The sequence below is a fragment of the Microbacterium sp. MPR-TSA4 genome (genome assembly GCF_058792815.1).
On the sequence record NZ_JBXAFF010000033.1, the window covers coordinates 22,584 to 31,924 of the forward strand.

Consider the following 9,341-nt stretch of genomic DNA (forward strand, 5'->3'; position numbering starts at 1 on the left):
ACGCGAGGTCCCACCCGCTCGGGCTCACTTGGTGAAGCCGTACCCGTCGTTGGACGAGATGTTGGCGTCGATCTCGCTGACCGCCTGGTCGAGCGAGGTCTTGACGTCGGCGCCGTTCATGATGTCCTTCGCGGCGGTCTCGAACGTCGTGGAGATGACGGCGTAGGCCGGCGTCGCGGGACGCAGCACCGCGAACTTCTGCGACAGCTCGACGAAGGGACGCAGCACGCCCTCATCGTTGAAGTACTTCGAGGCCTGCGCGGCCGAGTCGGTCGCCGGGATCACGATCTGCTGGTCCGCGAACTGGGTGATGTACTTGTCCTGAAAGCTGAACTCGAGGTACTTGCGGGCACCGTCGGCGTCGTTGCAGCCCTTGGAGATGGCCCACTGCCACGAGCCGCCGCCGATCTTCGGGCCGGTGCCGAGGTCCGGCGGGGGCAGGATCAGCAGGTCGTCGCCGACGGCGTCGACCGAGGCGAGCGCGTTCCACACGCCGGTGTAGCTGAGGGCGACCTTGTTGTCGACGAACTCCTGGTTGCCGACCGTGCCGTTCGCGTTGGCGTAGCCGTCGCGGAAGAGGTTCTGGAACCACGTGCCCCACGCGACGGCGTCGTCGCCGTTGAGCGCGCCCTCGGCGGTGAGCATGCTCGAGCGGTCGATGAGGTCGCCGCCGAAGCTCTGCAGGAAGGGAGAGTAGGCGTAGGGCCACCACTCGCCCTTGTCCTCGGCGCCGATGTCGATCGGGGTCTCGTAGCCCGCGGCCTTCAGCGTGGCCAGCACGGAGCCGAACTCGTCCTTCGTCCAGGGCTTGTCGACGGTCGGGATGCGGATGCCGTTCGCCTCGAGAACGGACTTGCGGGCGAAGATCGACAGCGCGGCATCCCAGTAGCCGGCCGAGTAGATCTGTCCGTCCCACGTGCCGACGGCGGTCGGCAGCAGGGCGTCGGTGATCTTGGTGTCGATGCCGAGCGGCTGCAGGTAGCCGGCCCACGCCCAGTTGGGCATGATCGGCCCGTCGAGGTCGAGGAGGCAGGGCAGGTCGCCGGATGCCGCCGCAGCGACGACGGCGTCGTTGTAGGCGCCCTGCGGGAAGGACTCCTCGACCACCTCGTACTGGTCCTGCGACGCGTTGAAGTCCGAGATGATCTGCTGGTAGACCGCGAGCTCGGCCGGGTTTCCGGCCGAGTGCGTCCACATCGTCAGCTTCGTACGACCGTCCTCGGTCGTGCTGTCACCTTTGCCGGCCTGACCGCAGCCGGTCAGTGCCAGCACCCCGACGAGCCCCGCCGCAGCGAGGACCGACACGGATGTGCGCTTCATTGTGATTTCCTTGTCTCGTGATCGACGCGTGCGTCGATCACCGATCGGGGGTCGCCGAAAGCGACCGCTCGGTGTGTTGTGAGGTCCGTCGCCGGTTCGGTTTGGCGACATGCGCCGGCGGCGGGCCCACGGAGTCTCGTCGGACGACGGGACACTCCATCTGGTGGACGGCATCCTCTCCCCCCTCACGGATGCCGAGTGCGACCTCCATCGCCCAGCGGCCCATCTCGTAGTGGGGCAGCGCGACGGTGGTCAGCGGGGGGTCTTGCTCGGCGGCGATGAACTGCTGGTCGTCGTAGCCGATGATCGAGATGTCCTCGGGGATGCGCAGCCCGCGTGCGTGGATCGCGGTGTAGGCCCCCGTGGCCATGCGGTCGTTGAAGCAGAAGATCGCCGTCGGGCGGCGCTCCGACGGGAGGTCGAGCAGGCGCTCGGCGGCGCCCCGCCCGCCGCGGTGCGAGGTCTCCCCGTGCACGTGCAGCTCGTCGTCGACGACGATCCCGGATGCCGCGAGCACCTCGCGATAGCCCTCGAGGCGGAGATCCGCGGCGATGGGACGACCCGGGTCCTCGTCGGTGTCGATGTACGCGATGCGCGTGTGGCCCGCCTCGACGAGCTCGCGGGTCGCCGCGGCGCCGCCGGCGCGGTCGTCGGGCACGACGCTGGGAAAGCCCGTCACGCCGTCCGCCGGACGGCAGTCCAGCAGCACCGTGTCGGCGGGCAGCTTCACGTCGGCCGGGACGATGCGGTGCCACATCGCCGCGTAGATCAGCGCGTCGACCTGCTGCGCGGTGAGGGCCCGGATCGCGGCGTCCTCCACCGCGGCGTCCGATCCCGTGTCGACGAGGAAGACGAGGTGTTCGTTCGCGCGGGCGACGTCCTGCGCACCGGCGAGCATGCGGCCGGCGAAGGGCGTGGTGGCGATCTGGTCGGAGATGAGCCCGACGGTCTTGGTGCGCTGCTGGCGGAGGCCGCGCGCGAGGGCGCTCGGCGCGTAGCCGACCGCGGCGGCGGCGGCGCGCACGCGGTCTCGCGTCTCCTGCGAGATCCGCGACTCGACGTCGTTCAGCACGAGCGAGACCGTCGTGACCGACACACCGGCCGCTGCCGCCACGTCGGAGATGCGTACGCGGGCCATGTCACCACTTCCTCGTGATAAATCGATTTAACGTCTGGAGTGATTATTGACCCGAGCTCGCCGGTTCGTCAAGCATCGATGCCGAAACGACATCGACCGTCGCGTCAGGCGGTGCGCCGCTGCGCCTGGACGAGGGGATCCGGCACGGGAGAGGAGGCGATCAGCGCCGACGTGTACGGATGCCGCGGCGCGCGCAGCACCTGCGTGCGCCGCCCCTCCTCCACGACCCTGCCGTGCTGCAGGACGACGATGCGATCGCAGAGCTCGTCGACGACCGCGAGGTCGTGACTGATGAACAGACACGCGAAGCGCAGCTCCCGCTGCAGTTCGCGCAGGAGCTCCAGCACGGTCGCCTGCACCGAGACGTCGAGCGCGCTCGTGGGCTCGTCGGCGATCAGCAGCCGCGGACGCAGCGCGATGGAGCGCGCGATCGCGACGCGCTGACGCTGACCGCCCGACAGCTCGTGCGGATACCGGCGTCGCCAGGCGGCGGGAAGGCCCACGGCATCCAGGAGCTCGGCGACGCGGGTGTCGAGCGCGGCGCCTCGCAGCCGCGCGTGCACGCGGAGGGGTTCGGCCACGGCGTCACCGACGGTGCGGCGCGGATCGAGCGCGGCGGTGGAGTTCTGGAACACGACGCCGACCTGGCGCTTCACGGCGACGGCGCGACGTCCGCTGACGGCGCGCAGGTCGACGCCGCACACGCGCACCGTCCCGGCCGAGATGGGCGTGAGGCCCAGGGCGCAGCGCCCGATGGTCGACTTGCCCGACCCCGACTCCCCCGCCAGCGCGACGATCTCGCCCTCCCGGACGGCCAGGGTGACATCGTCCACCGCCGCCACCGCGTGCCGGCCCCGCCCGTAGACGACCGACAGGGCGTCGACGTCGAGCACGACGGTGCTGCCGGAGGGATCGTCGCGCTCGGGCGCGCCGAGGCGCGGCACCGCGGCGAGCAGCCGGCGCGTGTAGTCCGCGGTCGGCGCCGAGAACAGCTCCTGCACGCCCGCCGCCTCCTCGACGAGGCCGTCGTGGAGCACGACGACGCGGTCGGCGATGTCGGCGACGACGCCCATGTCGTGCGTGATCATGATGATCGCCGTGCCGACGCGGTCGCGCAGCCGACGCAGCACGTCGAGCACCTCGCGCTGCACCGTCACGTCGAGCGCCGTCGTCGGCTCGTCGGCGATGAGGATCTCGGGGTCGCATGCCAGGGCGATCGCGATCATGACCCGCTGCGCCTGGCCGCCCGACAGCTGGTGCGGGTAGCTGGAGAGGCGTTTGCGGGGCTCGGCGATCTCGACCATCTCCAGCAGCTCGATCACGCGGGCCCGTCGCTGGGCCCGCGTCATCTCCGGCCGGTGCACGATGAGCATCTCCTCGATCTGCGCGCCGATGGAGAACACGGGATCGAGCGCACTGCCCGGATCCTGGAAGATCACGCCGATGCGGGTTCCGCGGACGGCCTCGCGCCGGGCCGGCGTCATCGTGAACAGGTCCTCGCCGTCCAGCAGCGCCTCCCCGCGCACGACGGTGTTGCGCGGGAGCAGCCCGACCAGCGCCAGCGCGCTCACGCTCTTGCCCGATCCCGACTCGCCGACCAGGGCGAGCACCTCCCGGCGCTCGAGCGCGAACGACACGCCCCGGACGGCCTGCGTGGTCTCGCCCCCCGTGACGAAGTCCACCGCCAGGTCGCGCACCTCCAGCAGCGACGTCACGGCGCGACGTCCTCGTCGATGTCGGCGTCGCGGTACGCCTGCCAGTCGGCGAGCATCTTGCGGTGGTAGCCCATCAGCCAGATCATGTAGCGTCGCGCGTTCTGCAGGCGCGTGCGGGGTCCGGAGGCGGCATCGGGGAGGATGTCGAGACCGTACTCGATGGTCGAGGTGACCCGCCGCGCGTAGTCGCGCTCCCCGGCGAGGAAGCTGCCCCAGACATCCTCCTCGACGCGGAAGTAGCGGTTGCGATCGCCGGGCAGCGAGTGCGGCTTCAGGAACCCGAGGCTCACGAGGGCGCGCGTGGACATCGAGACGGCCCCGGCGCTCGCCCCGAGCATCTCGGCGATCTGCGCGGAGGACAGGAACGGTCGGTCGACGATGAGCAGCAGGCCGAGCACCCGCCCGTCCATCCGCGGGTTGCCCGCCGCGCCCCACGAGAAGGCGAAGTCCTCGACGAACGTGCGCGCCTCTTCGTTCAGCTGCTCCGCCTGACGGTCGGTCTCCTCGCTCATAGCGACATCCTCTCCAATACCGTCCCCGGCTCCGGGAGCGCCATGGCCGCCTCGAACACGGCCTGGGGCCACATCGTCATGCCGCTCCACACGATCGATTCCACCCCACCGCCGGGCGCCTTCGCCACCTCGATCGGCTCGCCGGTCGCGCCGAAGCCGTCACGGCGCGCCTGGTGCATGCGTCCGGACGCGTCCACCTCGACCTTCTCGGCCGCGCGCGCGGGATCGTCCGCGGCCGGGTGCAGCGCGAAGGTGGCGCCCCCCAGGTGGGCGATGTCGAGCACGCTCCACAGGCTCGCGAACCGCTCCTCCGGCAGATCGGCGCGCGCATCGGCATCCGCGTGGGTCAGGGCGAGCCGGATGATCGCCATCGCCCCGGTGGCCAGCAGGTCGGCCGGGCCGTCGATGGCGTTGGTGAAGACGCTGACGGCGATCCCGTCCTCGGCATCCAGCCAGGTGCGCGTGATGTGCCCCGGGTAGCCGCCGCTGTGTCCGACGAGGCGGCGTCCGCCGAGGGTGTGCAGTTCGAAGCCGAGGCCGTAGTCCCGCGTCACGCCCCCGATGTCGATGCGCGAGTGCGCGTGCTGGGCCTGGCGCTTGCTGTCGTCGGCGAGGAGGCGATCGTCGCCGAGCGCGTGGGCGGCGATGTAGGCGGTGGTTTCCGCGGCCGTCGAGTACCAGCCCGTCGCGGCGGCGAGCGCGCGCGTGTCGACGTGACCGATCACGCGACGCTCGCCGTCGGCCAGTCGCGCCGTGTGACCCGCGGCGTACTCGCCCTCGCGGGCGCCCTGCCAGTCCGACCCCGAGCGCACCAGACCCAGCGGCGTGCAGATGTGCGTGCGGGTGTACGCGTCGTAGTCCACGCCGGATGCCGCCTCGATGACGAGCCCCAGCAGTCCGTACGCGATGTTGGAGTACTTGAAGAACTCGTTGCGCGCGAACACCCGCCCCTCCGCGCGGCAGATCTCGACCAGGCGCGCACGATCCGGGAAGGGCCCGCCGCGCTGCCAGTAGTCGGCGTCGCGTCCGTCGCGGACGACACCGCCCTGATGCGCGAGCAGCTCGCGGACGGTCACCGCCGAGAGCTCGGTGTCGACGAGCTCGGGCACCCAGGCGGCCACGGTGTCGTCGAGACGGAGATCACCGCGTTCGGCGAGCTGGAGCACCGCCGTCGCGGTGAAGGTCTTGGAGTGCGACGCGATGCGGAACAGGTGCGCGCCGGTGAGCGGGGTTCCGCTCGCGGCGTCGGCACGGCCCCACGCGAAGTCGAGGACGAGCTCGCCGTCGACGCGGATGGCGGCCTGGATGCCGGGCACCTCCCGCTGGGCGCCGAGGAAGGCGAACCACCGGGCCGCGTAGCGCGCGGCATCCTCGACGGCTCGGCGTCGACGTGCGGCGGTCTCGTCGTCGGAGGGGGAGGCGGAGGCGGTCACAGACGACGTCCTTTCGGGTCGAGCGCATCGCGGAGGATGTCGCCGAGGGTGATGAGCGCGAAGACGGTCACGCTCAGGAAGAGAGCGGGGAAGAAGAGCATGTGCGGCGAGGTGCCGAAGTACGACTGGGCGTTCGCCATCTGCAGCCCCCACGAGATCGACGGCGCGCGCAGGCCCACGCCGAGGAAGGTGAGGGTCGACTCGGCGACGATGATGCTGCCCACCATCGTCGCCGTGATCGCGAGCACCGGGCCCAGCGCGTTGGGGACCACGTGCGTGAGGAGCGTCCGGGTGTGGGAGATGCCCATCGCGCGTGCCGCACTGACGTAGTCCGTCCGCCGCACGGTGCGCACGGAGGTGCGCACGAGCCGCGCGAGCGTCGGCCAGCTGAACACCGCGAGCACGACGGCGACCACGAGCGGCGTGCGCTCCCCCACGCTGTTGAGCACGATGATCGCGCCGAGGATGAAGGGGAAGCCGAGGAAGACGTCGGTCAGGCGGGAGATGACCGCGTCGGCGATGCCGCCGTAGTAGGCCGCGACGGTGCCGACGACGATCGCGATGACCAGCGCGATGACCGTCGCGGTCAGGCCGATGAACAGCGAGGTGCGGGTGCCGTGGATCACGTTGGCGTAGACGTCGCAGCCCTGCAGGTCGGTGCCGAACACGTGCGCGGCGCTCGGCGGCTGGGCGCTGTCGCGCAGCGTGCACGCGCGGGGGTCGGGCTGGCCGAAGAGCCCGCCGATGACCGACGGGAACAGCGAGACGAGCGCGAGCACCGCGAGGATCGTGGCGCTGAGCCAGAACAGGACGCGACGGCGCAGGCTCATCCACACGCCGCGGCGGACGGTGATGTGCTCGAGGGCGGTCACAGCGGTCTCAGTCATGACGGCTCCGGGGGTCGAGCAACGCGTTCAGGAGATCGACGAGCACGTTCAGCACCAGGAAGATGAGGATCAGCGTCGTGCCGACCCCCACGATCGTCGGTCCCTCGTGCGTGCGGATGGCGCCGAAGAGGAGCTGTCCGATCCCGGGGAGGTTGAAGATGCCCTCCACCACGACGGCGCCGCCCAGGAGGAACCCGAGGTCGATCGCGACGAACGTCAGCACGGGCGCCACCGAGTTGCGCATGACGTGCAGTCCGACGATGCGGCGGCGGGGCATGCCCTTGGCCCGCAGGGTGCGCACGAAGTCGGAGTCCATCGAGTCGACGACGCTGCCGCGCATGAGCCGGGTGATCGAGGCGAGACCGAAGAGGGCGATGACCAGCGCCGGCAGGAGGTAGGACGCCGGCCACCCCGCATCGGTGCCCGCGATGGGGAACCAGCCGAGCTGCAGTCCGAAGACCAGCTGCGCGGTCACGGCCACCACGAACACGGGGATCGACGTCGCGAGGATCGTCCCGAAGAGCACCGTGCGGTCGATCGCGCTGTCGCGGCGCAGACCCGAGAGCAGGCCGAGCGCGACGCCGAGCACGACTTCGATCACCCACGCCGTCAGCGCGAGCGTGATCGTGACCGGCCACCGCGACGCCATCCGATCCGCGACCGGCACACCGCTGAAGGTCGTGCCGAGATCTCCGGAGAACAGCCCGCCCAGGTAGCGCAGGTACTGCTGCCAGAGCGGCTCGTCGAGGTGGAACTGCGCCCGCAGCTGGGCGACGACGTTAGCCGGGAGGGGCCGGTCTCCGCCGAGGGCGGCGATCGGATCGCCCGGCAGGGCCCACACGGTGGCGTAGATGATGAAGGTGACGCCGATGACGACGATGACGAACTCCGCCAGGCGTCCCCCGATGCGCCGCGCGCCGATCATGCGAGCCTCCGCCGGACCGTTGCGAACAGCGCCGCGAGCTGCACCCCGACGAGGGCCTCGACCGGAACGGGCGGCAGGTCGGCGTGCGGGTCCTCGGCGAGCCACCGCTCCCACTGCGCCGCGAGGGCGTCGCGCGCGCGGCGGATGTCGGCGGCGGCCGTGCCGGCGTGCACCTCGGCATCCAGCGCGCGACGCAGGATGCCGGCGAAACGCAGCCGGAAGGTGCGCACGACCTCGGTGTTGCCGAAGACCTCCGCGACGGTGGCGGGACGATCCGCGGCGGCCGCCGCCGACCGTCGCCGCTCGGCGACGGCGACCGCGCCCATGCCCGGCGCGAACGCCTCGCTGGCGCGCAGGAACGGCGAGTCGATCGTCAGCAGCGGGCGCACCGCGTCGAGGGTGCCCGTCAGCAGCGCGTGCAGTTCGTCGAGGTGGTCGGCCTTCGTGCGCAGCACCTCGCGGTAGGCGAGGTCGGTGGCGGTCGTGTCGGCGGCGTCCGGGTGGATCCAGTAGGGCAGCTCGGCGATCATCGTGGTCGTCCCGTAGCGCTCGAGGTAGTCGGCGGTGCCCGCCCCGCCCGCGCGGGCGTCGAGGCCGAGGCCGGACGCGAGGCGGTGATCGATCAGCTCGCGCGTCAGCGGTGCCCGGAAGACGGCGTCGGCCAGCGGCGTCAGTCCGTCCATCTCGGGCTCTCCGACATCCAGCGGCAGCCCGAACGCGGCGGGGATCGCGCTGAGCTCGCGGGCGAGCGCGGGGTCGGCGTCGTTGGTGTAGAAGTAGACGCCGCCGAACTCGCCGTTGTGCAGGCCGACGAACACGTCCGGCCGGACGCGGTCGAACAGCCCCATCAGGGCGAGCGTCTCGGGGATCGGGGCGTCGAAGCGCGCCCCCCGGTAGGCGAAGGGGAACGACCACTCCACCTGCTCGGACGGCGCCGGCCGGTAGAAGCCGCGGTAGTAGTCCGCCCGGCGAAGCGGCGGGGCGAACCAGCCCTCGTTGAGCCGCGTGCCGTCGGGGTCGGCGCACGGGACGAGATGCCACGTCGCGCCGCGGGAGTGCTCGGGCTCGGTGAGCAGCAGGCGGGCGAGCCGCTGGACGGTGCGGAAGCCGATCGGCTCGTTGGGGTGCACGCCGGCCGCGACCACGACCTGCGCCGGCCCGTCGCCGATGGTGATCACGTCGATGGGCGCACCCTCGCGCGAGTGTCCGATGACCGATGCCGTCGCCCGGTCGGGATGCGCTCGGCACAGCTCCTGCAGATCGGCGCGCAGCGCGTCGACGGTGGGGAAGCCGTCGATCGCGTCGGCGGCACCGGGAGCGGCGGCGGGGAGGAAGGTCATGAGCGCTCTCGTCTGGAACTGGAACGGCCCCGCAGGGGGGTCGAGGGCGGGTGCGGCCGGGGCGGGGGGGG

Annotated in this window: 8 protein-coding genes; all 8 read right to left on the bottom strand. The window is 71.5% G+C overall.

The window, feature by feature from the left end; genetic code table 11:
• Positions 1 to 24: 24 nt before the first annotated feature.
• Entirely contained in the window at positions 25 to 1,320 is a 1,296-nt protein-coding gene (locus AC1Q49_RS12395) for a sugar ABC transporter substrate-binding protein (protein ID WP_060959305.1), read from the bottom strand.
• A gap of 37 nt (positions 1,321 to 1,357) precedes the next feature.
• Positions 1,358 to 2,458 (bottom strand): LacI family DNA-binding transcriptional regulator, encoded by a 1,101-nt coding sequence (locus AC1Q49_RS12400; RefSeq protein ID WP_191009465.1) that lies wholly within the window; start codon positions 2,456 to 2,458, stop codon positions 1,358 to 1,360.
• 104 nt (positions 2,459 to 2,562) lie between these two features.
• On the bottom strand, positions 2,563 to 4,173 hold the full coding sequence (locus AC1Q49_RS12405; RefSeq protein ID WP_060959303.1) for a dipeptide ABC transporter ATP-binding protein: 1,611 nt from the start codon (positions 4,171 to 4,173) through the stop codon (positions 2,563 to 2,565).
• Positions 4,170 to 4,685 (bottom strand): GbsR/MarR family transcriptional regulator, encoded by a 516-nt coding sequence (locus AC1Q49_RS12410; RefSeq protein WP_492492478.1) that lies wholly within the window; start codon positions 4,683 to 4,685, stop codon positions 4,170 to 4,172. Before AC1Q49_RS12410 ends, AC1Q49_RS12405 begins: the two co-directional genes overlap by 4 nt.
• Positions 4,682 to 6,118 carry a serine hydrolase domain-containing protein gene (locus tag AC1Q49_RS12415; RefSeq protein ID WP_492492480.1) on the bottom strand — a complete coding sequence of 479 codons (1,437 nt, stop codon included), beginning with the start codon at positions 6,116 to 6,118 and terminating at the stop codon, positions 4,682 to 4,684. Before AC1Q49_RS12415 ends, AC1Q49_RS12410 begins: the two co-directional genes overlap by 4 nt.
• Positions 6,115 to 7,005 (bottom strand): ABC transporter permease, encoded by an 891-nt coding sequence (locus AC1Q49_RS12420; protein WP_060959300.1) that lies wholly within the window; start codon positions 7,003 to 7,005, stop codon positions 6,115 to 6,117. The genes AC1Q49_RS12415 and AC1Q49_RS12420 overlap by 4 nt, the downstream gene beginning before the upstream one ends.
• Positions 6,998 to 7,930, bottom strand: coding sequence for an ABC transporter permease (locus AC1Q49_RS12425; RefSeq protein ID WP_101305429.1), 933 nt, complete (start codon positions 7,928 to 7,930; stop codon positions 6,998 to 7,000). The genes AC1Q49_RS12420 and AC1Q49_RS12425 overlap by 8 nt, the downstream gene beginning before the upstream one ends.
• A partial coding sequence (locus AC1Q49_RS12430; RefSeq protein ID WP_492492483.1) for a M14 family zinc carboxypeptidase occupies positions 7,927 to 9,341 on the bottom strand: 1,415 nt, incomplete at its 5' end. The genes AC1Q49_RS12430 and AC1Q49_RS12425, both read right to left, overlap by 4 nt.

Excerpts from the sequence above, each read along its gene's own strand:
- AC1Q49_RS12395 (WP_060959305.1), bottom strand. The coding sequence starts at position 1,320 with ATGAAGCGCACATCCGTGTCGGTCCTCGCTGCGGCGGGGCTCGTCGGG.
- AC1Q49_RS12400 (WP_191009465.1), bottom strand. The coding sequence starts at position 2,458 with ATGGCCCGCGTACGCATCTCCGACGTGGCGGCAGCGGCCGGTGTGTCG.
- AC1Q49_RS12410 (WP_492492478.1), bottom strand. The coding sequence starts at position 4,685 with ATGAGCGAGGAGACCGACCGTCAGGCGGAGCAGCTGAACGAAGAGGCG.
- AC1Q49_RS12425 (WP_101305429.1), bottom strand. The coding sequence starts at position 7,930 with ATGATCGGCGCGCGGCGCATCGGGGGACGCCTGGCGGAGTTCGTCATC.
- AC1Q49_RS12420 (WP_060959300.1), bottom strand. The coding sequence starts at position 7,005 with ATGACTGAGACCGCTGTGACCGCCCTCGAGCACATCACCGTCCGCCGC.